Below are 22,903 nucleotides of genomic sequence, written 5' to 3' on the forward strand. Positions count from 1 at the left end.
TGGCACTCGGCCGCTTCACGCGCCCTTGTGCCAGTTGCTGGCTCGTGCAGAGCCGACGAGGTGTTCAACTTCGAAACGCGTTACGCCGATGTCCTTGAGGATGTGATCCGGCATCTCATGCAAGGCGCAGCCGCGTGCCCGACTGATCCGCCTCCGACGGCGGATTGTCTCGGCAATCTGTGCAGCGTGGCTCAAGAAGGCTGGGCTTCGCGCTGCTGCCAGAAGGGCCGATGGATTAATGCTGAAGGAGGTCTTGGACATGGTGCTTTCCTTCTTGATCTGAGTGTCCAGCAGTCAGTTGACACTCGCCAATGCGGCCGTCTGCGACGGGTTCACCGCTTTATCGTTCCTGATGCGATGGCCAGCGTACGTTCAGCCCGCACGCGCGATCGATCTGTCAGTGGAAATACACCGGCTCTGCCAGTGCGGCAGTTCCGGAAGTAACTGGAAGCAGCCTTTGCGCCGCTTCAGCATCACGCGGACACACGCATGCTGCGGTCCGGAATAATCGAATCCGGGCCATGTGGCCCATGATGATGCGCTCGAATGATTCGCGTCGCTCGCCAAGGCGCGTGGGGCCAACTGGCGACATTCGATCGCAAGCTGTCAGCAACGGCGGTCACAAGGGGCAATTCTGCCTTGCACCTGATCACCACAAACAGGGTGTGAGTTCACGTCGATACATTATGGGATCCTCTTGGAACGAGAATGCGTTTTTGCCTCGCAACTGGGTGGTTGCGGCAAGGGTGCTCCCGAACCGAGAGCGCAACTAATTTCGTCCGATGGTCCTTTGTCTATCCAACACCGCCCACCCCCGCCTAGGAGCGTGCTTTCTCGTCGGACTGCTCAGGATATGCCTCCCAGCCAAAGACGCTGCGACCGTCCCATTCGGGGGACCGGCGGAACTCCCCGGCGACAATTTCTTTTAGATCTGGGCCTGTAACGTATTTCTCCAGCTGCCTCGCCTGATCGTCCAAGCGTCTCAGCGCCTGCAGTTCCTCATCGCGACCCAGCCGCGCTTTGGTCACAGCCGATTTCATTACGCGGATCGTCTGATCGTAGATTTTGAGTGGCACGGGAAGCGGGTGGCGATCCTTGCCGCCGTGCGCAAGGGAGAACCGCGCGGGATCGGCAAAGCGGTAGGGGGCGCCATGCACCACTTCTGCCACCATCGCGAGCGCGTTGACCGTCCGCGCACCGACGCCTGGCACGAGCAGGAGCTGTTCGAAATCTTCCGGTCCGCGATCGGCCGCCGCAGCAAGCGTTGCATGCAACCGCTTCATGTTGATGTTTTCCTCTCGCACCTCATGATGTGCCGGCATTACAAGGTGCGGCAGCAGGGGTTGCGCGAGTTCCTTCGCTTTGACCTCCCGGTCCATCGCGAATACCTCCCGGACAATTCGATCGGGCCCGTGAGAGGTTAAAAGGTCAAGCTGACTACGTCGCGACGCAGCGGCACGCCTGTCGGCGAGATTGACGATTTCACCTTGGCGCCTTCCTTCTATCGCTGCATGGGGAGAATCGACGAAACTGGAAACGCCTTCTGATAGCCAGTGATAGCGCCGAGCCTGTCGCTTATCGCCATTCATGCCTTGCTGCACGACCACCCATTTGCCGTCGTCGGCCACGATGAAACTGTGCAGGTAAAGGTGGAAACCATCTTGAACCGCCGCGCTGTCGACCTTTGCGACGAGCCGGCTGGTAGTTGCGAGACCGCCGCCGTCGATGCCGACGCGGTTACCGATGTCTATCAATTCGTCTGGTGTCTGCCTCGAGTTTCGCCCACGTCCTCCGCAAACATGAATACCCAATTCCCGCGAAAGAGGTGCGAGGCCGCGCTTCAAAGCGCCAATGACACTGGTTGTGATTCCGGAAGAGTGCCAATCCATCCCCATGACGCAGCCCAAGGACTGAAACCAGAAAGGGTGCGCCAAACGCCGGAGAAACTCGTCGCGGCCATATTCGATCACGATCGCCTCAGTGATGACCGCACCAAGCTTCGTCATACGATCGCCCAGCCACCGGGGAACCTTGCCACCATGAAGCGGGAGATCCGCACTGCCTGCTCTTTGAACCATCCGTTCCTTATAAACCGGCAGTCGGAGTTATGACAGGGAGAAGTTCTCCAAATGTTCTCTTTTGCGCGGATTTGTTAGGGGCGAAACATCCAAGTACACGCGTTGGGCAAAGGCGAACCATTATCGACGTATTGCGCGACGATCAGGCCTCTGCGTTTCCTACGAGTCGAACCGCTTGACAGGACCGGGCAAAGAGCGGAAAACACCGCGCATGGGGGTTGCGATCACCCCACGAGGCGACAGCCGAAGCATCGCGTCCAATCAACCGCTCACACGGAGGACGCGTCATATGTCGTCACTGCTTGAAATTTCCCCCGAGAAACTTGCCCGCCTGATCGGCACCCCCAGGTGCCCCGCGCTCATCGATATCCGGATCGACGAGGATTTCGGCGCTGATCCGCGTTTGGTGCCCGGCTCCATGCGGCGCGATTATCGCAATGTACAGGAGTGGGTTGCGGAGCTCGATCGCGACTCAGCGGTGATCATCTGTCATCGCGGCAAGAAACTCAGCTACGGTGTCGCTGCCTGGCTTCGCCACTATGGCATTGCCGCCGACGTGCTCGAAGGCGGCTTCGAAGCCTGGGCTGAGCTTGGCTATCCGGCCGTACCCGCTTCCGCGATACCGGAGCGGGATACGAGCGGACGCACCGTCTGGGTGACAAGGGCGCGGCCGAAGATCGACCGCATCGCCTGCCCTTGGCTGATCCGCCGCTTCGTCGATCCGCAGGCAGTCTTCCTGTTCGTGTCGCCTGCCGAGGTCGAGGTGGTCGGCGAGCGCTTCGCCGCGACGCCCTTCGACATAGATGCCCCGATCCGCTGGAGCCACAAGGGCGAGCTTTGCACCTTCGACGTCATGGTCGAGGAATTCGGTCTTTCCACCGAACCGTTGCAGCGGCTCGCCATGATCGTGCGCGGCGCGGACACCGCCCGCCTCGATCTCGCTCCGGAAGCGCCCGGTCTTTTGGCGGCATCACTCGGTCTGTCGCGTATGTATGCCGACGATCTTGAGCAACTGGAGGCCGGGATGCTGCTCTACGACGCCTTTTACCGCTGGTGCCGGGATGCTACCGACGAAACGCATAACTGGCCATCGCCGAAAAAGGATTCGTAAATGACCGAAACTGCAAACAGGGCCGCGCCGGGAGCGGCGCGGCAGGAATACGCCCACGGGATTCCGTTCGGCGAGGCCGTACGGGTCTGGGCAAGAATTGCGGCTTTGAGTTTCGGCGGTCCTGCCGGCCAGATTGCGGTGATGCATCGCATCCTCGTCGACGAAAAACGCTGGATCGGCGAGCACCGTTTTCTGCATGCCCTGAACTACTGCATGCTGCTGCCGGGACCGGAGGCGCAGCAGCTTGCGGTCTACATCGGCTGGCTCCTGCACCGTACCGCCGGCGGCCTCGTTGCCGGCACGCTGTTCGTGCTGCCGGGTTTCCTCTCCATTCTCGGCTTGAGCTATATCTACGCAGCCTTTGGCAATGTCACCGTCGTCGAAGGGCTGTTCTTCGGCCTGAAGGCGGCTGTGCTCGCCGTTGTCATTCATGCCGTATTCCGGATCGGTGCCAGGGCACTCAAGAACCGACTGATGATCGGCATCGCGGCGGCCGCTTTCGTCGCCATTTTCTTCTTCCGCGTCCCATTCCCGCTGATCATCCTGGCCGCGGGTATATTCGGCTATGTCGGCGGCCGGTCCGGTTCGCCGCTCTTCCGGATTGGCGGCGGTCACAAGGCGGGATCCGGTCCTGTCCTGAAGGACGAAGATTCGCTGCTCGGAGAGGAAACTCCGGCCCATGCCCGTCCGAACCTTTCCTGGTCGCTGCGTGTCTCGGCGGCGTTCTTCGCGCTCTGGCTCGTTCCGTTGATGCTGCTTACCGCCTTCCTCGGCGTGGACAATATCTTTACCCAGATCGGGCTGTTCTTCAGCCAGATGGCCGTCGTCACCTTCGGCGGAGCTTATGCCGTGCTCGCCTATGTCGCCCAGGAAGCGGTTCAGCACTACGGCTGGCTGAAGCCCGGCGAGATGCTCGACGGCCTCGGAATGGCCGAAACGACGCCTGGCCCTTTGATCATGGTTGTCCAGTTCGTCGGCTTCATGGGGGCCTACCGTGATCCGGGCTCGCTGAACCCGATGACGGCGGCGACGCTTGCGGCTATCCTGACGACCTGGGTGACCTTCGTTCCCTGCTTCCTTTGGATTTTCCTCGGAGCGCCTTTCATCGAGCGCCTTCGCAACAACGTGGCGCTGACCGGCGCAATGTCGGCAATCACCGCCGCGGTCGTCGGGGTGATCCTCAACCTCGCCGTCTGGTTCGGGCTGCACACGCTGTTTGCAGAGGTGGTGACGTGGAGGCTCGGTTGGTTCGCGCTCGATGTCCCCGATCTATCCTCACTGGTGCTGCCATCGCTCGTGCTCACAGCGGCGGCCGCCATCGCAATCTTCCGTTTCCAAGCTTCGATCATCGCGACGCTGCTTGCCTGCGCCGTCGCCGGACTCGTTTGGACAGTCGGAGCAAATGCCTTGATCTAGGTTGGGCGTCATTCGACGATTGACGTCGCTGTGTTGTTCAGTTCGATTGAGACTCCTGGGCGCCTTCCGGTTTTGAAAGCCGCAAGGCCGTCTGCCAAAGATCGGCATCGACGCATACCGCCCGCTTTCGTCCGGAGTGTCCGGGAAGCCTTACGCCGGCGGCTTCATGGGATGCGGTCAAACCGTTGACGGCATCGCAAAAGTGCCCGGCGGAGAAATGGCCGGGATCGATGGCAATCAGGAATTGCCCGACGCGCGGCGGGCCGCCCTCGTCGTTTCCAAAGGCGCTCGCCTCTGTGCTCAGCGCCGAACCGGTCAGGGCGGCGGCAAGGATTTCCACGAGAAGGGCGATATTGGCACCCTTGTGCCCGCCAGCCGGCAGAAGGGAACCTTCCAGGCCGGTGGCCGCGTCGGTCGTCGGCTTCCCATGCTTGTCCTGTGCCCAGCCGGTCGGGATCGCCTCTCCGCGATTGCGGCGCAGGATCATCTCCGTCTTGGTGACGGCGCTCATGCTCTGGTCGACGACAATGGGAGGAGCCCCTTCTGTCGAAGGTATGGCGAAGGCAAGCGGATTCGTGCCGAAGAGCGCCTCCGTCGCGCCGGGCGGCGCGACGGAGGCGGGCGCATTCGACAGGCAGATGCCGATCAGGCCGGCATCGGCGAGCGGGAGGACGTGATGGCCGAGCGCGAGGCAATTGTACGAGTTGCGCACTGCCATGGCCGCGACGCCGGCGCCTCGTGCGGCGCCGATCAGGGCCGGCATGCCGGCGGCAATGGCAGGATGCGCGAAGCCGTACCGTGCGTCGACCGCGACCGTGGCACCGCGTGTCGTCACGTCTGGAACGGCTTCTCCATCGACCTTGCCGACCGTCAAATGCCTGCAGAAAATCGGCAGATAGTAGAGGCCGCAGACGCGATTGCCGTCCGCCTCCGCCCTGGCGATCGCCTGCGCCACGGGCAGCGCATTATCGACAGTCGCGCCATGGCCTGTCAGCACCGACAGGCAAACCGCCTCGATCGTCTCCCGGGATGTTTCGACCGTGGTCATCGGCTTGCCGTGTAGCGTCTTTCACCTTTGGCGACGAGGTCGTCGGCAAGTTGGAAACCGAGACCCTGTTTCGTGAAGGCATCGAGCCAGCCGTTCCTGGGCGCCAGGTCAGGCGAGGAGACGATATCCTTCTGGACGAGCTGCCACATGATCTGGTTGCCATCGTCGAGATTGGGGATGGCTAGCCCGATGTGGTGCTCGGCGCAGGTGGTAATCCCGGTGGTGAAGGAAGAATGGATGCAGATTTTCAGCCCGGCGGATTCCGCTACAGCGGCCGCCTTCATCATCGGCTGTATTCCGCCGATCTCGCGCGGGCCGATGCAAATCATGTCGGCGGCCCGCTGGCGGCAGATCTCGTACACATCGTAGAGTGTGAAGGCGGCCTGATCCGCAACGATCGGAATGCCGACCTTCTCACGCACATGCGCCATGGCGGGAATGCTCCAGCTCACCGTCGGCTGCTCGATGAACTCGATGTCGTACTTCTCGAGCTTGCGGCACATGTTGATCGCCTCGTGCACGCTCCAGCCTTCGTTTGCGTCGAGGCGCAGGCGCGCGTCGCCGATCTCGCGGCGAACCGCCGCGGTGATCTCCAGATCGAGCTTCTCGCCGCGGCCAACCTTGAGATAAAAGACACGCTCGCCCTGGGCATGACCGACGGCGGCATCACGTGCAAGCTCTTCGGCGGTCTCGCCCTGAAGGAAATAAAAGTAGCCGACCGCCTTCCGGTGCGCCCCGCCAAGCAGTTGGTGCACTGGCAGGCCGGCGAGCTTGCCTTGAAGGTCCCACATAGCCATGTCGATGCCTGAGAACATCTGGTTGGCCGCCCGCATGATATTCGCGCCGTGCCCGAGATATTCCTGATGGAAGATGCGCGCGATGAGCGGCGCCACGTCATGGGGCGAATGGCCGACAAGATGGTTGGCCAGGCGGTGAAGGATGGCCGCGGTTCCGGTCTGATCCGGCGCAACCGTGCACTCGCCGATACCGACCGTGCCGTCATCCGCCTCGACCTCGATGAGATTGACAGCAAATGCTTCGCGAATGCCGTAGGACCAGTGGTAGGGCTGCTTCAGCGGCAGGACGAGCGGGCGGACGCGGACGCTTGATATCTTGACCATTCTCGGGGTTCCTCAAAAAGGTGGCCGGCATTGGCCGAGCCATGCATTTGGCGCCCGGCTTTCCGGCACGCACCTTCCCCTCCCGCCTGCGGGAGAACCTGCAGGCGGGCGAGACATTCGATAGGACGCGAAGAGCTTGGCCTTACATGCCGAGCGACTTCAGGTAGTCGGCGGCCACGGTTTCGATGGTTTTCTTCTCGACATCGACCTCGCTGTTCAAACGCTGCATCGTTGCATCGTCGAGCTTCGTCGAGACCGCTTCGAGCGTACCCTTAAGATCCGGATTCTCGTCGAGGACTTCCTTGCGCACGACGGGGGTCAGCGCATAGTTCGGGAAGAAGCCTTTGTCGTCCTTCAGCGTCTTCAGGCCGAGTGCTGCGATCTGGCCGTCGGTCGCCTGGGCGGCGATCGTGTCGAGATCACCATTGGCGAGCGCGTTGTAGGCAAGACCAAGGTCCATCGGCCGCACATTGGCGCGCCCGGCCTCGAAACCGTAGACCTCCTGCAAGCCGATCAGGCCGTCGGGGCGCTTGGGATATTCGGCCGTCGTCCCCATGAGAATTTCCTTGCCGTCGTTATACGCCTTGGCGAGGTCGGAGATCGTCTCCATGCCTTCCGTCTTGGCGTTGCCCGGCTTGATGACATAGGCGTAGGTGTTGTTCGCCGCGGACGGCGCCAGCCAGACGAGGCCTTTTTCGCCATCCAGTTTCTTGACGCGGTTGTAAGTCTCCTCCGGCGAAAGCCGTTCCGTCACCTTGTTGAAGGTGATGAGTGACGTCCCGGTATATTCCCAATAAAGATCGACCTCTCCGTTCTCCAGTGCGGCGCGGACGATCTTGGTGCCCATGCCGTCCTTCTTGTCGACGGTGTAGCCCTTGCTCTCGAGGAGCTGCTTGGTGATCTCTGCTATGATCAGCTGCTCGGTGAAGTTTTTCCCGCCGACGGTAAGCGTCGCTGCCCAGGCGGAGGTTGCGACGAGCGCGATGGCCGCCGCTGATAGAAGGGTTTTGGCAAGTTTCGGTGCGAAGTTCATTTCAGTTCCTCTCTCTCATTTTGTTATCGCAACGGATTGATGCCTCGTGGGACGAGGTAGTACTGGACCTGGCCGAATACGAAATCGACCAGGACCGCGATCATTGCCGTGGGAATGGCCCCGGCCATCATCATCGGGAGTTCGTCCAGCGAGATCCCGGTGAAGATCAGTTCGCCAAGTCCGCCCGCGCCGATCAGAAAGACCAGCGGCGCGGATCCGACGCAGATCGCGAGCGCCGTGCGGATGCCGCCGAAGATCACGAAGAGGGCGTTTGGAAGTTCGACGCGCCACAAAACCTGCCGCGGCGTCATGCCCATGCCCGTTGCGGCTTCCACCAGGTGGGGCGGCACCGCGCGCAAGCCAGCATAGGTGTTGCGCACGATCGGAAGGAGGGTCGCCGCCCAGAGCCCGAAGACCGCGGGCACCGTACCGATACCGAGCAGCGTCATGGAGAGCGCCAGGATCGCAAGGGTCGGCACGGTGCTGCCGATATTGAAAATCTGCATCACCGCCTCCGAAATGAAGCGGAAGGCAGGCCGTGAAAGCACGATGCCGACCGGCACGGCCACAAGGATGGCAAGGCCTCCAGCCCAAGCGACCAGTTCCAGGTGCTGAACGGCGAGATAGGAGATGTCATCGGAATAGGCGAGGATCTCCTCGGCCATGCCGCTCCACCAAAGCCAGACGACAGTTCCGGCCAGAACGATGAGTACGATCATCGGTGCGATTTCGACCCGGCGGCGTTGCTGCGGTTCGGCCTGGTCGACAAGAGCGCTCATGCCTTCCCTCCGTGGCCTAGGTTATGCACGATGGACCGGTAGCTCATAACGCCCGCCATCCGCCCGGCCTCGTCGACGCAGGGCAGTAGCGGCATGTCGTGCGCGAACATCAGCGACACGGCTTGCCGCAGATCACCGGTGGTCGGAACAGCAGACTTTACCGGTTCGGCATGATCGCCCACGGTACCGGAGCGCACCTCTGCCGCCTGCTCGCTCAGAAGAGATTCCGGCACGCCATCGGCGTTAAGGACGAAGGCTGCAGCGCTGCGCGACGAACGCATGCGCTCAAGGGCATGCTCCAGCGAATCCGAGCGCCGAACCGTGATGAAGTCCGTCTCCATGGCGTCGCGCACCGAGACAAGCCTCAGCCGCTTGAGCGCCCGGTCCGAGCCCAGAAAGTCCTCGATGAAGCTGTTCGCGGGCCGGGCGAGCAACTCGTCTGGCGCGGCATACTGTTCGAGCTTGCCGCTACGGAAGATCGCGATCTTGTCCGCCATCTTCACCGCTTCGTCGAGATCGTGCGAGACGAAGATGATCGTCTTGCGGATTTCCCGCTGCATCTTCAGGAACTCCTCCTGGATGGCTTCGCGGTTGATGGGGTCGATCGCCCCGAACGGCTCGTCCATCAGCATGACCGGCGGATCGGCCGCAAGCGCACGCAGGACGCCGACGCGCTGCTGCTGGCCGCCTGAAAGTTCGTTCGGATAGCGCTTGAGGAAGAGGTCGGGCTGAAGCCCCACAAGCTCGAGGAGCTCTTTCGCTCGGGCGCGCGACTTGCGGCGGTCCCAGCCGAGCAGATCTGGCACCACACAGATGTTTTCCTCGATCGTCTTGTTTGGGAACAGGCCGATCTGCTGGATCACATAGCCGATGGACCGCCGGAGTTCGATTGGATCGACGGTGCTGGTGTCCTTGCCGTTGATGAAGACCTTGCCGCTGGTCGGCTGGATCAGCCGGTTGATCATCTTCATCGTCGTCGTCTTGCCGCAGCCCGACGGGCCAAGCAACACGCAGATCTCGCCGGTGGGGAGGTCGAAGCTTACGTTGTCGACCGCAACGAGAGGATCATGCGCCGGACCGTAGTGTTTCGTCAGGTTCTCGAGCCGGATCATGGCGTGACCTCCCACCGGATGCCGCGTGATGTGAGAAGGCGCTGCACGAGCGCGAGGAAAAGGTCGGCTGCGATGGCAAGCAGTGAGACCGCAAGTGCGCCGGTCACCAACTGACGGGGATCGGATTGGCTGATCCCGCGCGAGATGAAGGTGCCGAGACCGCCTGCCCCGATATAGGCGGCAATCGCCGTCACGCCGATGTTCATGACGACGGCTGTCCGCACGCCGGCCATGATAACCGGGATGGCGAGCGGGATTTCGACCTGCCGCAGACGCTGCCAGGTGCTCATGCCCATCCCTTTCGCGGCCTCGCGAAGAGCGGGATCGACATTGGTGATGGCGGTGTAGGTGTTTCGGATGATGGGGAGCTGGGAATAGAGAATGACGGCTACCACCGCCGGGACATAGCCGATGCCGTGCCCGATCGGTGAGAGCAGCGGTATCATCAGGCCGAACAGCGCGATCGACGGAACGGTTATCATCATCGATGCAAGATAGAGAACGGTGTCGGCCGTGCTCTTCGACTGCGTGATGACAATCCCGATCGGTACCGCCGTCGCGATCGCAATCCCTACCGCCAGGAAGACGATCGAGATGTGCTCGAGCGCCCGCGTGCCTATGATGTCCAGATTGTCGATGATGAACCGGACGATTTCCATTCGTTACGGCCAGCCTTTCATTGCCTAGAGTTCCCTGTAAAGTTCGGCAGCATTCTCGAAGGTGAAGCGCAGGGGCACGGATCCTTCGATCTGCCACGCGTCGACAGTGCTGCCCTCCAGCAGGGCGCACGCGGCTTGCGTGTCGACCACCGCGCCGCCATAGAGGCGGTTTGCAAGATTCAGTATACCCGCTTGGTGCATCGCAAGACCGCCGCTGCCGCAGGCGTCCTTGACGAGCAGGACATGCAGGCCGAAGTTGATCGCATCCTTGACCGTCGCGTCGACGCAGGCTTCGGTCCAGACACCGGCGATCACCAGCCATTGCACGCCTGCGTCGCGCAATTCGCCAATCAGTGGACTTTTCCCGAAGGCGCTTGCTTCGTTCTTCACAAGCAGTCGCTCCGACGCGCGCGGAGCGACTTCGGGACAGATCGCCGTCAGCGGGTCGTCCTTGTCACTGAACGCAGAGCGCCCGTCCGGCCCGATTGGATGGAACGGGCGGACATGGTCGGCCAGGTCGACGATGTAGGCGCAGTGGAAGACGGGAATGCCGTTGCGGCGCGCCGAATCCTGAAGGCGGGCGGCATTGCGAAGAACCGCGTCGTAGCCCTCGACGAGATAACGCTCGTCGTGGCGATGCTCCTCCTGGAGATCGATGACAAGGGCGGCAACCTTCTGACGCTCAATCCGCAACGGCTTCTTCATCAAATCTCCCCGCTCAGGAATTCATCCTCATAAGGGAAGCGCGACAACAGTTCCGTGCCGGTTTCCGTGATGAGGATTTCGTCTTCGAGTTTCACGCCCTCGCGACCGCCCTTCTCGCCGATATAGCTCTCGACGGAGACGACCATTCCGGGCACGAGGTGCCCATCGCGACCATAGGTCTCGTAGTCCATTGCATGCGCGATGAACGGGGTCTCGCCATGCATGCCGACGCCGTGCATCACCGACGTGTAACGCTGATCGACGAAGCGGTCGGGTATCTTCCAGGCCTTTTCGGCGATCTCGCGGAAGGCCATGCCCGGCTTAACGATATCGATATTGTGCTGAACCTGCTCATAGGCCATCCGGTAGAGCGACTTCTGGTAAGGCGTCGGCTTGCCGGGACCGCAGCGGAAGGTGCGCGAGAAATCGGAGTAATAGCCGTAGCAGCCGATCGTGTCGGTATCGAGGGCAACGAGTTCCCCCGGCCTGATCTTCCGGCCGCTCGCCTCGTTGAACCAGGGGTTGGTTCGCTGGCCGGAACTCAGCAGGCGGGTCTCGATGAACTCGCCGCCCTGCCGGATGACTTCGTGATACATGATCGCGAAGAGCTCGTTTTCGGAAACGCCCGGCTTGATCGCTTCACGCACGGCGGCCACCGCGGCTTCGGCGCCGGCCATGGAAACCTGAAGGCACTTGATTTCTTCGGGGGTCTTGACTGCCCGGACGGCAAGAATTTCGCCCTGACAGTCCTTTACCTCGCAACCGCGCTTTTCGAGCGCCACGGCCTGCAGGTGGCTGCAGCGATCCATGCCGAGCTTCATCGATCCGCCGCCATGCTGCTTGAGCAAGTCGGTGATCTCGTCCGCGAACGGCCCGGCGGTCTCGTCGTCCTTACCGGAGACGGAGGACCAGACAAGCTTCGAGGGGCGAGCCTCATCGACCGTGTCGAGGACCATCGAGACATGATAGCTCTGCGGATATTCGAAGAGAACGATCGGGCCTTCGGCGGGAATGAAGAAATAGCGGGTGGAGTTGCGGAGGAAGTACCCGAACATGTTTCGGGAACCCGTCGCATAGCGCTGGTTATAAGGATCGAAAAGGACCACCGCGCCGTAGCCGGCCGCGCGCATCCAGTCGCGTAGCTTCTTCAGCCGTCCCTTGCGCAAGGCGTCGGCGTCGATGAAGGACGGCTCCGTGTCCGAAAGCCACATGCCGCCGGCCGGATCGGCTGCCTCCGGATGGCGCATCCGGTCCTTGAAGTCCACATCGTCCACGCTGTCGGGGTCGAATACAACAATGCTCATGACAATCTCCTTTTCCAGCAGGATGGAGAAGAGTCGGAGCGCGCAATTGCGCGGATTCCGCAGTGTCTATGCTGGAATCCGCAGAGTTTCATTATTTCAGCCCCGCGACTGCACGGGGCGCCTCGCCCGCCCGCGAGACGCGGCGGCGAACGCTGTGCGGCACGTATCCGAACTGCTGCTTGAAGGCGCGGGAGAAGTTTGCGGCATTTCCAAAGCCGCAGGCGACGGCGACTTCATTCACCTTGAGACTGGAATGCGTCAGCATGTCTGCGGCATGACCCAGCCTCAGATTGCGATAATAGGCGTTGGGCGATACGCCCACTTCGGCCTTGAAGGCGCGTTCGAGTTTGTCGGATGAGACGTTAAGCCGGCTGGCCAGATCCTCGATGCGCAATACGTCCTCGATAGCATCTTCCATCATCGCCACTGCGGAAAGGACGAGGTCGTCGACGATGCCGCTCCGGATACGCAATGTCAGCTTTCGCCGGTCCGCATCCGGGCGCAATGGGCTGTGCATGTACCAGCCGGCGACACCGTCGGCGAGTTCGGCGCCATAATCCCGTCCGATCATGTCCAGCATCATGTCGAGGCTGCCGATGCCGCCGACGGAGGTGAAGCGGCGGCGGTCGATCACATAAAGGTCCGAGCGCATGTCGAGATGCGGGAATGCTTCCTTGAAGGCAGGCTGGCTCGTCCAGTGCAGCGTGCAGGCGTGACCATCGAGCAATCCTTTGCGCGCGAGGAAGAAGGCCGCGTCCGCCACCGCGCCAAGCTGCGCACCGGAGCGGAGATTCTTGCGGATCCACGCCATCTCCTCGTCCGCGACGAGGTGCTCCGCGTCCCCGCCGGAACACACGATGATCCTGTCGACCTCGGGTGCGTTGCGCACATGAAAGTCCGGTTCGATCCCGATGCCGTTCGACGCCTTGATTTTCTCGCCGGCCGCGACCGTGATCCAGGAATAACAGCGCCTGCCGGAAAGCGTGTTGGCTGCGCGCAGCGGCTCGATGATCGAACTGAAGGCCATCAGCGGAAAGTTTGGAAACATCAAAACCGCAAGGCGGATTTCCTGCGTATCCTTCATCGGCCCCCTCAAGGTTCGCCCGCCCCGATCTCCGCGCGCCGCTTGATCATGTAGGCATCGAGCTCTTCTCGGATTGCCGGGTCGAGTGCCGGCTCCTCGTATTCACGCAAGGCCTGCTGCCAGATGTCGGTCGCGCGCTCCAGCGCATCGCGCCCACCCGCCTCCTGCCAGCTGCCGTAGTTCTGCCAGTTGGACAGCATCGGCTGGTAGAAGGCCGTCTCGTACCGCGCCATCGTGTGTTCTGAACCGAAAAAGTGTCCGCCGGCGGGTACCGCCTTGATGGCTTCGAAACCGAGATCGTCCTCGGAGAAGGGCATGGGCGCGAGAAAGCCCATCATGTTCTGCAGGATCTCCACGTCGAGCACGAGCTTCTCATAGGACGCCGTCAATCCGCCTTCGAGCCATCCCGCAGCGTGATAGATGAGGTTGGCGCCGCCAAGCACCGCACCCCAGGTCGCCATCTCCGTCTCATACGCCGCCTGGAGGTCGACAACGTTCGAGGCGTTGGCGTTCGATGTGCGATAGGGCAGCTTGTAGCGCCGCGCGAGCTGGCCCGCGATGACGTTCGCCTTGGCGTTCTCCGGCGTTCCGAAGGCTGGCGCGCCGGAGCGCATGTCCACGTTGGACGTGAACGCGCCGTACATGACCGGCGTCCCCGGATTGACCAGCTGCGCGAGCGTGACGCCGAACAGCGCCTCGGCATTCTGCTGGCAGAGCGCCGCCGCCAGCGTCACCGGCGTCATGGCGCCCATGAGCGTGAAGGGCGTGATGGTCACCGGCTGCCCGTGCTCGGCCATGGCGATCAGTCCGTCAGCCATCGCATCGTCGAAAAGCCGCGGCGAGTTCACAGAGATGATGGTGATGACACCGGGGGATTGGCGCATCTCCTCGACGCTGATGCCGCGCGCGATTGCCATCATGTTGATGCCGTCGACGGCGCGCCCGCGGCCGATAGCGGTACAGTGGAAGCAGAGATCGCTGAGTGTAAGATTTGCGTTGTAGGTATCGAGGTGCCGCGAATTGGCCGGCAGCTCGATCGGTGCGCACACCTGGTTTCCAAGAATATGGATCGCGTTGAAGTAATGGGCCAGCCGCGTGAAGTTCTGGTAATCGGTCAGATTGCCCTGCCGCCGGCCGTTGATCCGGTCGTGCACGTTCGGCGGGCCCGCCACGAGACCGAAAGCCATCGTATTGCCGCCGACCGTCAGCCGCTTCGCCGGGTTGCGGCTGGTGAGCGTGAAGGAGGACGGTGCGGTGGCCAGTGCGGCGTCGACAATGGATTCGTCGACTCGGACCGTCAGGTTCGCGCGGTCGACGATGGCGCCCGCCTTCTCGAACAGCGTCATCGCCTTTTCGCTCATGACGCGGATGCCGATTTCCGAGAGAATGCGTATCGAATTGCGATGAAGCGCCTCTATACGCTCCTCATCGACAAGCTTCATCGGGGTATAGGTATTGACGACCTCCTGCCATGGTAGCTGTGAGATGCCGCCGCCGCCCCGGGTTGCCCGCGATCGCCGTCCGCCGCCGCGTCTATCACTCATCGAGAACTGCCTTTCATGCAATGCATCCACCCACCGGGGGCAATAAGAAGCCCGGTCGTGGATACTTGCGCTTTTGTGTTCCGCCTCACTGAAACTATGGCCAATCATGCACCGGTCTTCACATGATAAGTTCGGCGGCAATGGCCAAAAAAAACCATGTCATGACGCGCTTGCGACTTGCAAGTGCGGAAGCGGCCGGGCTAGCGTCGTGCAAAAAGGGAACTTCAGATGAAGCCGCCACCGCCATTGAACTACATCCGGTCCTTCGAGTGCTCCGCCCGGCATCTAAGCTTCACTGAGGCGGCCAACGAACTGGGCTATACGCAGGCCGCCATCAGCAATCACGTGCGCGCGCTCGAACAATATCTCGGGCGCCAGCTCTTTATTCGCTATCCGCGGAGCCTCAAGCTGACCGAGATGGGGGAGGCCTTTCTTCCCACCCTGCGCCAGGCACTCACCCAGATCGATTTCGCCACGGAAGCCGTCCTGGCTTCAGCGCGCAACAAAACTGTGGTCATCTCCTGCCCGACGAGCCTTGCCGAAAATTGGCTGGCAAAGTGCGTCGCCGGTTTCAGCAGGAAACATCCTGACGTCGAAATCCTTCTGCATGGCACGATCTGGGAGGATTCGACCGAGCAGATCGCCGATATCCTCATTTCGATCCGTCGCTTCGACAATATGCCGGCAAACGGCATGCAATTGTGGAACGACAGGCTCGTGCTTCTGTGCGCGCCGCAACTCGTCCACGGCCAGAATTCCATCAAGACGCCGGGGGACCTTCTGAGATCGAACTGGATCGCCGTGCACGGACGGCAGGAGTTCTGGCAGGACATGGCCGACGCGCTCGGCATCGATGCATCCGCAAACGACAAGCGGCTTTCCACGAACTCCACAAACATCGCGCTGGAGATGGCGGCGAGCGGCGCCGGCTGCATCGTGACCACCCAGTCGCTTGCGCGGACCTACATCGACCGTGGCCTGCTCGTCGAGCCGTTCCAGACCCGGACCAAGAGCGCGTGGAACTACTACCTCGCCGAGGGCCAGGCGTCAAAAAGCACGACTGTCGCCAAGGTGCGCGAGTGGATTGTCGCCGAGGCCCAGAAGGTGATCGGCTGACCGCCTAAAACACAGAAAGAGCCGACTTCAGACTAGCCGAACCCCATCCGGCAACAAGCGAAAATTGCGGGATCAATGACCCCGTTTTATTTGTCCATCTGACACCGAAAGGGGCCGATTTCACGCTCTCGCCGCCTTTTGGAAGAAACCGCCCGCCCCTAAACTGAGGTCCGCCGGCACAGGCCCGCCGGCAGCAGACGTCATCAGTTCAAGGTTGGAATCTATGCGCTCCCACGCTCAAGCGGTCGTCATCGGCGGCGGTCTCATCGGTTGTTCCATTCTCTACCATCTCACCAAGCTCGGCTGGTCCGACGTCGTACTTTTGGAGCGCAGCGAACTGACGTCGGGTTCGACCTGGCATGCGGCGGCCAATATCCACGGCCTGCACGACTCCACCAATATCAGCCTGCTCCAGCACTATACCATGACGCTTTACAAGGAACTGGAAGTGGAGACCGGGCAAGGCTGCGGCGTCTTCCAGCCAGGCTCCCTCTATCTCGCGCAGACCGAGGCGCGCGAGCATCAGCTCAGGCTGCAGGAGGCCAAGGCGCGCCGATACAAGATGAACTTCTACGAGATCGGTCGTGACGAGGCGGAGCGCCTGCATCCGCTCGTCAATTTCGACGGCATCCGCTGCATCATGTACGAGCCCGAGGGCGGTAATGTCGACCCCTCCGGCGTCACGATGGCCTATGCCGCCGGCGCGCGCCGGCGGGGTGCGGAAATCCACCGTTTCACACCAGTGATCGGCACCGAGGCGCAACCGGACGGCAGCTGGATCGTGCGCACGCCCAAAGGCGACATCCGCACCCAATGGGTCGTCAACGCGGCCGGGTTGTGGGGCCGTGAAGTCGCCGCCATGGCGGGGCTCGAACTTCCGTTGATCCCGACGGAACACCAGTATTTCGTGACCGAGACGATCCCGGAAATCGCCGCGCTCGACCGGCGGCTTCCCTCCGTGGCGGACCGCGACGGCGAATATTACCTCCGGCAGGAAGGCCTCGGCCTTTTGATCGGCGCCTATGAACGCGACATGCGCTTCTGGGCAGAGGAAGGCACGCCGCTCGGCTTCGGCCACGAGCTCTTCCCCGACGATCTCGAACGCATCGAGGACAACATGATGCGCGCCATCGACCGTGTGCCGGTCGTCGGAATGGCGGGCATCAAGCGCGTGATCAACGGGCCGATGATCTGGTCGCCGGACAGCGCGGTCCTCTTCGGCCCCGTGCCGGAGCTGACGAACTACTTCTGCTGCAACGGCATCATCCCCGGCTTCTCGCAGTCGGGCGGCATGGGCAAACTTGCGGCGGAGTGGATGATAGAGGGTGAACCGTCGCTCGACATGTTCGGCTGGGACATGGCGCGTTTCGGCAACTGGGCGAACAAGGCCTTCACCAAGGCGCGCGTGCAGGACCAGTACAGCCACCGCTTCAAGATCCACTTCCCCAACGAGGAGCGGGCGGCCGGCCGACCCGTTCGCACCCGGCCGGCCTATGAGAAACAGAAGGCTATGGGCGCGGTCTTCGGCCTCAATTTCGGCTGGGAACATCCGCTCTGGTTCTCCGCCGATGGCGAGCCGAAGGAAGAGACAATCGGCTTTATCCGCCAGAACTGGTGGGCGCCCGTCGGCCGCGAGGCCCGCATGCTGCGCGAGAATGCCGGCATCATCGACATATCCAACTTCGCCAAATATGCGGTGAAGGGGCCCGGCGCCGCCGAGTGGCTTGACGCGCTCTTCGCCAACCGCATGCCGACTGAGATCGGCCGCTCGTGCCTGACGCCGCTCATCGGCAAGCGCGGCGGCATCGCGGGAGATTTCACCGTGACGAAGCTCGGCGAGCACGAGTTCATGATTTTCGGCTCCGGCATGGCGGAGCGCTACCACCAGCGGTTCTTCAAGGCGGTTCCGCTGCCAGAAGGCACCACCTTCACGTCGATGACGGAGCGCCTCTGCGCCTTCAACATCGCCGGTCCGAAATCCCGCGAATTGCTCATGCGGCTGACGAACGAAGACCTTTCCAACGAGAGCTTCCCGTTCATGCGGTCGCGCAGGATGAGTGTCGCGGGCGTCGATGTCGTCGCGCTGCGCGTCTCCTTCACCGGTGATCTCGGCTGGGAGCTCTACTGCGACGCCGACCAGCAGGTCGCGCTCTACGACGCCTTGCTCGAGGCCGGCAAGGACCTCGGCGCAGGCCCGGTCGGCTCACGCGCGCTCGCCTCGCTGCGCATAGAAAAGGGCTACGGCAGCTGGAGCCGCGAGTACTCGCCGGAATATTGGCCGCAGGAAAGTGGTCTCGGCCGCTTGATCAAGATCGACAAGGGCGCCTTCCTGAACAGGGACGCCTATCAGAAGATTGCCGGGGAGCACCCGAGGCAGAAGCTCGCCATGGTATCAATCGACGCCAGGGATGCGGATGCCACCGGCGGCGAGCCGATCTTTCTTCATGACGGCACCCCGATCGGCCAGGTCTCGTCCGGCGCGTATGGCTATAGCGTCGGCATGTCGCTCGCCCTCTGCTACATCAAGGCCGATATGGCGAAGCCGGGGGACAAGGTCAGCGTCGCGATCCTCGGCCGTCCCCATGATGCAATAGTCCTGGAACGGCCGCCGTTCGACCCGGAAGGGGAAAGGCTGAGATCGTGACAGCCGTGCGGCGCGTCTGATCGGCAGATTAGGCGGTCGGAATCCTGCCGCATTACCTCTTGCCGCTGGCGGCCGCCTGCTTCGCGCTGACATTTTGTCGAGGCGACGAGATCTGACGAGGACGATTTCATCCCGCAATGGATGCCTGGACGCGGCCAAGAGCCGCGTCCAGGCAGGTTTTTCCGATCAGACAAGGTCAAATCGATCGGCATTCATGACCTTGTTCCAGGCGGCAACGAAGTCCTTCACGAACTTCTCCTTGGCGTCGGACTGGGCATAGACTTCCGCCAGGGCGCGAAGCTGCGAGTGTGAACCGAAGATCAGATCGACGCGGGTACCGGTCCACCTGAGTTCGTTCGTCTTGCGGTCGCGCCCTTCGTAAACGCCTTCTTCGCCGGCAATTGGGGCCCACTGCGTGCGCATGTCGAGCAGGTTGACGAAGAAGTCGTTCGTCAGCACCTCGGGACGGGAAGTGAAGACGCCATGCTCAGGCTCGCCCGCCTTCAGCACACGCAGGCCGCCGACGAGAACGGTCATTTCCGGTGCCGTCAATGTGAGCAGCTGGGCGCGATCCACCAGAGCCTCTTCCGGCTTCATGAACTGCCGGCGGCGGCTGCTCAGATAGTTGCGGAAGCCGTCGGCACGAGGTTCCAGCGCGGCGAAGGAAGCCGCGTCGGTCTGTGCCTCCGAGGCATCCATGCGGCCGGGCACAAACGGCACGGCGATGTCGAGGCCGCCGGCCTTTGCCGCCTTCTCGACGCCGGCCGCGCCAGCAAGCACGATCAGGTCGGCGAGCGAAATCTTCTTGCCGCCGGTCTGCGCGGCGTTGAAGTCCTTCTGGATGCCTTCAAGAACGGAGAGCACCTTGGCCAGTTGCGCCGGCTGATTGACTTCCCAATCCTTCTGCGGTTCGAGGCGGATGCGCGCACCATTGGCGCCGCCGCGCTTGTCGGAGCCGCGGAAGGTCGAAGCCGAGGCCCAGGCGGTCGACACCAGTTCCTGCACCGAGAGGCCGGACGCGAGAATCCTGTTCTTGAGGTCGGCGACGTCCTTCTCGTCAACCAGCTTGTGGTCGACGGCCGGGATCACATCCTGCCAGATCAGGTCTTCGGCCGGGACCTCCGGACCGAGATAGCGAACCTTCGGGCCCATGTCGCGGTGGGTCAACTTGAACCATGCGCGGGCGAAGGCATCGGCGAACTGGTCCGGGTTTTCGAGGAAGCGACGCGAGATCTTTTCGTAAACCGGATCGAAGCGTAGCGACAGGTCGGTGGTGAGCATGGTGGGAAGATGCTTCTTCGACCCGTCATAGGCGTCCGGGATGAAAGCATCGGCATTCTTCGCCTTCCATTGATGGGCGCCGGCCGGGCTCTTGGTGAGTTCCCACTCGTAGTTGAACAGGTTCTCGAAGAAGTAGCTGCTCCACCGGGTCGGCGTCTGCGACCAGGTCACTTCCGGGCCGCCAGTGATCGCGTCCTTGCCGATGCCCGTCCCGTACGTGCTCTTCCAGCCGAGGCCCTGGTCTTCGATCGCGGCACCTTCGGGCTCTGCACCGATGAAGGACGGATCGCCGGCACCATGGGTCTTGCCGAAGGTGTGACCACCGGCGATCAGCGCCACGGTTTCCTCGTCGTTCATCGCCATGCGGGCGAAGGTTTCGCGAATGTCGCGTGCAGCAGCTACGGGATCGGGATTGCCGTTCGGACCTTCCGGGTTGACGTAGATAAGGCCCATCTGTACCGCGCCGAGCGGCTCTGCCAACTCGCGTTCGCCGCTGTAGCGCTCATCGCCCAGCCACGTACCTTCCGGCCCCCAGAACAGCTCTTCAGGCTCCCACACATCGGCTCGGCCGCCGGCGAAGCCGAAGGTCTTGAAGCCCATGGATTCGAGCGCGACATTGCCCGTGAGGATCATCAGGTCGGCCCAGGAGATCTTGTTGCCGTATTTCTGCTTGATCGGCCACAGGAGACGGCGGGCCTTGTCGAGGTTGGCGTTGTCCGGCCAGCTGTTGAGCGGCGCAAAACGCTGCTGCCCGGCGCCGGCGCCACCGCGGCCATCGGTGATGCGGTATGTGCCGGCGCTGTGCCAGGCCATGCGGATGAACAGGCCGCCGTAGTGACCGAAGTCGGCCGGCCACCAATCCTGCGAATCCGTCATCAACGCATGAAGATCTTGTTTCAGCGCGTCGAGATCGAGTTTCTTGAACTCCTCGGCGTAGTTGAACTCCTTGCCCAGCGGATCGGCAAGACCAGATTGCTGGTGAAGAACCTGGACGTTCAGCTGGTTAGGCCACCAGTCGCGATTCGATCTGCCGCGGGCCGTATGTGCGACGGGACATTTGCTCGCGCTGTCAGTTTCCATGTCCATGATTTTCTCCTTGTTGCTTCATATGTCTGCCATTCAAAAGGGGGCATTGTCTGTCGGAGCCTTCGATCAGTGCGCCATTTCAGCGTGGCCCCTCCGGTTTGAGCCGGAGACACAGGTCGATGCGCATCCTCCACTGATACAGCATCGTTATTTCGAAGCTTTGACACGACATGGTCGCTTCCGGCTCGCGGCTGACGCCTGTGCAATCTCTCAGCCAGCATTATCAATGCAAATCAAAGAACTCGAAGAAGAATTGGGCAACGACCTCTTTGAACGTAGCGCGCGTGAAGTGAGACTGACCGTGTTCGATCAACGTTCGCGCTGCGCGTCCGCGACATCTTTCGTGCCGTGGATGAACTGGGAGAGTTCCAACGATTGCACCCTACCTGTTACCGGCCATCATAAACGATCTGAACAGAACGTTCGACGGTATTCAAATATAGGTGCATGAGACGCAAACGGCGAAGTTTCCCCGGCTCTCGCGTATGATAGGAATGATCCGGCGCAATTCGACGCCATTGGTCAAACAGCTCCTGCAGATTTCCGACGTGGTCCGCCGGTCGGCCTACGCCATGCGCGAACAGCACTTTTCGACAACCGCTGGCGACCGAACCGGAAAGGCGCACGACTCGAACATCTAGGGAAGGAGTAGCAGGATGACCGTACAGCGCATCGTCGCGAATATCGCAGCAGAAACTGTCCCGGACGTTCGGAAGTTTTATTCCGATCTTTTCGGGCTTGATGTCGTCATGGATCTCGGGTGGATTGCCACGCTGGCGTCGCGCGAAACGACCTTTCCCCAGATCAGCATCCTCAGCGAGGGCGGCTCAGGCGCGCCTGTGCCCGATCTGTCGATCGAAGTCGACAATGTGGACGAGGTGTACCGTCGCGCGAAAGAGATCGGATGCAAGGTCGTTCACGATCTGACCGACGAACCCTGGGGCGTAAGACGCTTCTTCATCGCCGACCCGACAGGCAAGCTGCTCAACGTGCTCTCGCATCTTCGTTAGAGCGTTTCCTCTCGGGGATACGACCCCTTGCTGGTGATCTGGATGGTCGTTGCAGGGGGTTCTTGCGGCCGAGAGCTGCCGGTCGGTGACAGTGCTATTGGAGCCGTCACCGCTCGTCGAGGGCGGGAGAGTTCGACCTGTAGCTTCGCCTTGGCGCCGATCACATTGTGGTGGCCGGAAAGCCGCCAACCCGTCCTTGTCCAGACCAGGTCCTCACTTTTCCCCAATCAGGCCCTTGATTTCCGCCAGCTTCTTCATGCAGCCCTGCTCATCATTGGCTTCGGCCATTTTGCGCGCTTCCGCTAACAGCTGGCTTGGCTTGTCGGCACTTTCCCCGGTCCGTGTCCCGGTTACCTGCTCCTGATGGGGCGAAACCGCTTCAGTCTGGGTACCGGTCGATCCTGTCGTTTCGGTTCCAACGCCCTGCTTCTGTTTACCGGGCATCACTTCTTCCTGGTGCTCCGTAACGGGCACGCCGGACGTGCTGCCGCTTGCACCCGTTTCCGCGGCAACCATAGCTTGCTCGAGTTTCGCAAGTTCCTGACTGCAGTTCGCAAATGCCGGCGCAGCCAACAGAAGGGGAAGGGCGGTAGCTGCTATGAGACGTATCAACATTTTTCTCTTCGCTCGCTGTTTAGGGACGCAATGCATCCGTTACACTGTGGAGCAAACTAAGCTCTGCGCGAAGAGTTCCCTGCAGACAGCTGAGTTTCTTTCAAATTCAGCCGCGAGCATTTTCCAACAGATTGCACGTCATATACTATGCGCGGGA

At 61.7% G+C, this 22,903-nt stretch carries 19 protein-coding genes and 2 pseudogenes; 7 read left to right on the forward strand and 14 right to left on the reverse strand.

Annotated features, from left to right (window positions below; genetic code table 11):
* Positions 1-15: 15 nt before the first annotated feature.
* Entirely contained in the window at positions 16-261 is a 246-nt protein-coding gene (locus tag ILFOPFJJ_RS17620; RefSeq protein ID WP_173511860.1) for a DUF1127 domain-containing protein, read from the reverse strand.
* A 315-nt stretch (positions 262-576) separates the two neighbouring features.
* Between ILFOPFJJ_RS17620 and ILFOPFJJ_RS36485 the strand changes: the two are divergent.
* Positions 577-669: pseudogene (locus ILFOPFJJ_RS36485) on the forward strand (TA system VapC family ribonuclease toxin); the annotation flags it as partial.
* A 149-nt stretch (positions 670-818) separates the two neighbouring features.
* On the opposite strand, the gene ILFOPFJJ_RS17625 reads toward ILFOPFJJ_RS36485, so the two are convergent.
* Positions 819-2,078 carry a DUF763 domain-containing protein gene (locus ILFOPFJJ_RS17625; RefSeq protein WP_173511861.1) on the reverse strand — a complete coding sequence of 420 codons (1,260 nt, stop codon included), beginning with the start codon at positions 2,076-2,078 and terminating at the stop codon, positions 819-821.
* A gap of 289 nt (positions 2,079-2,367) precedes the next feature.
* Here ILFOPFJJ_RS17625 and ILFOPFJJ_RS17630 point away from each other — a divergent pair, with 289 nt between their 5' ends.
* Together ILFOPFJJ_RS17630 and chrA are read left to right on the forward strand one after the other, a co-directional pair.
* Positions 2,368-3,189 carry a chromate resistance protein ChrB domain-containing protein gene (locus ILFOPFJJ_RS17630; protein WP_173511862.1) on the forward strand — a complete coding sequence of 274 codons (822 nt, stop codon included), beginning with the start codon at positions 2,368-2,370 and terminating at the stop codon, positions 3,187-3,189.
* Positions 3,190-4,605, forward strand: coding sequence for a chromate efflux transporter (gene chrA / locus ILFOPFJJ_RS17635; protein WP_173511863.1), 1,416 nt, complete (start codon positions 3,190-3,192; stop codon positions 4,603-4,605).
* A 37-nt stretch (positions 4,606-4,642) separates the two neighbouring features.
* Here chrA and ILFOPFJJ_RS17640 read toward each other — a convergent pair whose 3' ends face one another.
* The 10 genes from ILFOPFJJ_RS17640 to ILFOPFJJ_RS17685 form a co-directional block, all read right to left on the reverse strand.
* Positions 4,643-5,653, reverse strand: a complete 1,011-nt coding sequence (locus ILFOPFJJ_RS17640) for an Ldh family oxidoreductase (RefSeq protein ID WP_173511864.1) — start codon at positions 5,651-5,653, stop codon at positions 4,643-4,645.
* The gene (locus ILFOPFJJ_RS17645) at positions 5,650-6,774 is read right to left on the reverse strand and encodes a mandelate racemase/muconate lactonizing enzyme family protein (protein WP_173511865.1); all 1,125 of its coding nucleotides are present in this window, start codon (positions 6,772-6,774) and stop codon (positions 5,650-5,652) included. Before ILFOPFJJ_RS17645 ends, ILFOPFJJ_RS17640 begins: the two co-directional genes overlap by 4 nt.
* Before the next feature lie 142 nt (positions 6,775-6,916).
* Complete coding sequence (locus tag ILFOPFJJ_RS17650) at positions 6,917-7,807, reverse strand: glycine betaine ABC transporter substrate-binding protein (RefSeq protein ID WP_173511866.1); 891 nt, start codon at positions 7,805-7,807, stop codon at positions 6,917-6,919.
* A 23-nt stretch (positions 7,808-7,830) separates the two neighbouring features.
* Positions 7,831-8,586 carry an ABC transporter permease gene (locus ILFOPFJJ_RS17655; RefSeq protein WP_173511867.1) on the reverse strand — a complete coding sequence of 252 codons (756 nt, stop codon included), beginning with the start codon at positions 8,584-8,586 and terminating at the stop codon, positions 7,831-7,833.
* Positions 8,583-9,698, reverse strand: coding sequence for an ABC transporter ATP-binding protein (locus ILFOPFJJ_RS17660; protein WP_173511868.1), 1,116 nt, complete (start codon positions 9,696-9,698; stop codon positions 8,583-8,585). The genes ILFOPFJJ_RS17655 and ILFOPFJJ_RS17660 overlap by 4 nt, the downstream gene beginning before the upstream one ends.
* Positions 9,695-10,357 carry an ABC transporter permease gene (locus tag ILFOPFJJ_RS17665; RefSeq protein ID WP_173511869.1) on the reverse strand — a complete coding sequence of 221 codons (663 nt, stop codon included), beginning with the start codon at positions 10,355-10,357 and terminating at the stop codon, positions 9,695-9,697. The genes ILFOPFJJ_RS17660 and ILFOPFJJ_RS17665 overlap by 4 nt, the downstream gene beginning before the upstream one ends.
* 24 nt (positions 10,358-10,381) lie before the next feature.
* The gene (locus ILFOPFJJ_RS17670) at positions 10,382-11,062 is read right to left on the reverse strand and encodes an isochorismatase family protein (protein WP_173511870.1); all 681 of its coding nucleotides are present in this window, start codon (positions 11,060-11,062) and stop codon (positions 10,382-10,384) included.
* A complete protein-coding gene (locus ILFOPFJJ_RS17675; protein WP_173511871.1) occupies positions 11,062-12,366 on the reverse strand; it encodes a M24 family metallopeptidase in 1,305 nt (434 codons plus the stop codon). Before ILFOPFJJ_RS17675 ends, ILFOPFJJ_RS17670 begins: the two co-directional genes overlap by 1 nt.
* Before the next feature lie 91 nt (positions 12,367-12,457).
* On the reverse strand, positions 12,458-13,450 hold the full coding sequence (locus ILFOPFJJ_RS17680) for a GlxA family transcriptional regulator (protein WP_173511872.1): 993 nt from the start codon (positions 13,448-13,450) through the stop codon (positions 12,458-12,460).
* Positions 13,451-13,458: 8 nt separating this feature from the next.
* Entirely contained in the window at positions 13,459-14,994 is a 1,536-nt protein-coding gene (locus ILFOPFJJ_RS17685) for a trimethylamine methyltransferase family protein (protein WP_173511873.1), read from the reverse strand.
* A 228-nt stretch (positions 14,995-15,222) separates the two neighbouring features.
* Here ILFOPFJJ_RS17685 and ILFOPFJJ_RS17690 point away from each other — a divergent pair, with 228 nt between their 5' ends.
* The gene (locus tag ILFOPFJJ_RS17690; protein ID WP_173511874.1) at positions 15,223-16,110 is read left to right on the forward strand and encodes a LysR substrate-binding domain-containing protein; all 888 of its coding nucleotides are present in this window, start codon (positions 15,223-15,225) and stop codon (positions 16,108-16,110) included.
* A 223-nt stretch (positions 16,111-16,333) separates the two neighbouring features.
* Positions 16,334-18,754 (forward strand): GcvT family protein, encoded by a 2,421-nt coding sequence (locus tag ILFOPFJJ_RS17695; RefSeq protein WP_173511875.1) that lies wholly within the window; start codon positions 16,334-16,336, stop codon positions 18,752-18,754.
* Positions 18,755-18,940: 186 nt separating this feature from the next.
* Here ILFOPFJJ_RS17695 and katG read toward each other — a convergent pair whose 3' ends face one another.
* Complete coding sequence (gene katG, locus ILFOPFJJ_RS17700; protein WP_173511876.1) at positions 18,941-21,121, reverse strand: catalase/peroxidase HPI; 2,181 nt, start codon at positions 21,119-21,121, stop codon at positions 18,941-18,943.
* Between the two features lie 133 nt (positions 21,122-21,254).
* Here katG and ILFOPFJJ_RS36490 point away from each other — a divergent pair.
* Positions 21,255-21,561, forward strand: a pseudogene (locus ILFOPFJJ_RS36490) (LysR family transcriptional regulator); the annotation flags it as partial.
* Positions 21,562-21,777: 216 nt separating this feature from the next.
* Positions 21,778-22,131, forward strand: coding sequence for a VOC family protein (locus tag ILFOPFJJ_RS17710; RefSeq protein WP_173511877.1), 354 nt, complete (start codon positions 21,778-21,780; stop codon positions 22,129-22,131).
* Between the two features lie 213 nt (positions 22,132-22,344).
* On the opposite strand, the gene ILFOPFJJ_RS17715 is transcribed toward ILFOPFJJ_RS17710, so the two are convergent.
* Entirely contained in the window at positions 22,345-22,647 is a 303-nt protein-coding gene (locus ILFOPFJJ_RS17715; RefSeq protein WP_246299677.1) for a hypothetical protein, read from the reverse strand.
* Between the last annotated feature and the right edge of the window lie 256 nt (positions 22,648-22,903).

The sequence above is a fragment of the Sinorhizobium psoraleae genome, from assembly GCF_013283645.1.
GTDB lineage: Bacteria > Pseudomonadota > Alphaproteobacteria > Rhizobiales > Rhizobiaceae > Sinorhizobium > Sinorhizobium psoraleae.

Bases quoted from the DNA above. Each gene is read 5' to 3' on its own strand.
- ILFOPFJJ_RS17680 (WP_173511872.1), bottom strand. From the start codon at position 13,450: ATGAAGGATACGCAGGAAATCCGCCTTGCGGTTTTGATGTTTCCAAAC.
- ILFOPFJJ_RS17665 (WP_173511869.1), bottom strand. From the start codon at position 10,357: ATGGAAATCGTCCGGTTCATCATCGACAATCTGGACATCATAGGCACG.
- ILFOPFJJ_RS17625 (WP_173511861.1), bottom strand. From the start codon at position 2,078: ATGGTTCAAAGAGCAGGCAGTGCGGATCTCCCGCTTCATGGTGGCAAG.
- ILFOPFJJ_RS17660 (WP_173511868.1), bottom strand. From the start codon at position 9,698: ATGATCCGGCTCGAGAACCTGACGAAACACTACGGTCCGGCGCATGAT.
- ILFOPFJJ_RS17630 (WP_173511862.1), top strand. From the start codon at position 2,368: ATGTCGTCACTGCTTGAAATTTCCCCCGAGAAACTTGCCCGCCTGATC.
- ILFOPFJJ_RS17655 (WP_173511867.1), bottom strand. From the start codon at position 8,586: ATGAGCGCTCTTGTCGACCAGGCCGAACCGCAGCAACGCCGCCGGGTC.
- ILFOPFJJ_RS17640 (WP_173511864.1), bottom strand. From the start codon at position 5,653: ATGACCACGGTCGAAACATCCCGGGAGACGATCGAGGCGGTTTGCCTG.
- ILFOPFJJ_RS17670 (WP_173511870.1), bottom strand. From the start codon at position 11,062: ATGAAGAAGCCGTTGCGGATTGAGCGTCAGAAGGTTGCCGCCCTTGTC.
- chrA (WP_173511863.1), top strand. From the start codon at position 3,190: ATGACCGAAACTGCAAACAGGGCCGCGCCGGGAGCGGCGCGGCAGGAA.
- ILFOPFJJ_RS17710 (WP_173511877.1), top strand. From the start codon at position 21,778: ATGACCGTACAGCGCATCGTCGCGAATATCGCAGCAGAAACTGTCCCG.
- ILFOPFJJ_RS17620 (WP_173511860.1), bottom strand. From the start codon at position 261: ATGTCCAAGACCTCCTTCAGCATTAATCCATCGGCCCTTCTGGCAGCA.
- ILFOPFJJ_RS17675 (WP_173511871.1), bottom strand. From the start codon at position 12,366: ATGAGCATTGTTGTATTCGACCCCGACAGCGTGGACGATGTGGACTTC.
- ILFOPFJJ_RS17650 (WP_173511866.1), bottom strand. From the start codon at position 7,807: ATGAACTTCGCACCGAAACTTGCCAAAACCCTTCTATCAGCGGCGGCC.
- katG (WP_173511876.1), bottom strand. From the start codon at position 21,121: ATGGACATGGAAACTGACAGCGCGAGCAAATGTCCCGTCGCACATACG.
- ILFOPFJJ_RS17715 (WP_246299677.1), bottom strand. From the start codon at position 22,647: ATGGTTGCCGCGGAAACGGGTGCAAGCGGCAGCACGTCCGGCGTGCCC.
- ILFOPFJJ_RS17645 (WP_173511865.1), bottom strand. From the start codon at position 6,774: ATGGTCAAGATATCAAGCGTCCGCGTCCGCCCGCTCGTCCTGCCGCTG.
- ILFOPFJJ_RS17685 (WP_173511873.1), bottom strand. From the start codon at position 14,994: ATGAGTGATAGACGCGGCGGCGGACGGCGATCGCGGGCAACCCGGGGC.
- ILFOPFJJ_RS17695 (WP_173511875.1), top strand. From the start codon at position 16,334: ATGCGCTCCCACGCTCAAGCGGTCGTCATCGGCGGCGGTCTCATCGGT.
- ILFOPFJJ_RS17690 (WP_173511874.1), top strand. From the start codon at position 15,223: ATGAAGCCGCCACCGCCATTGAACTACATCCGGTCCTTCGAGTGCTCC.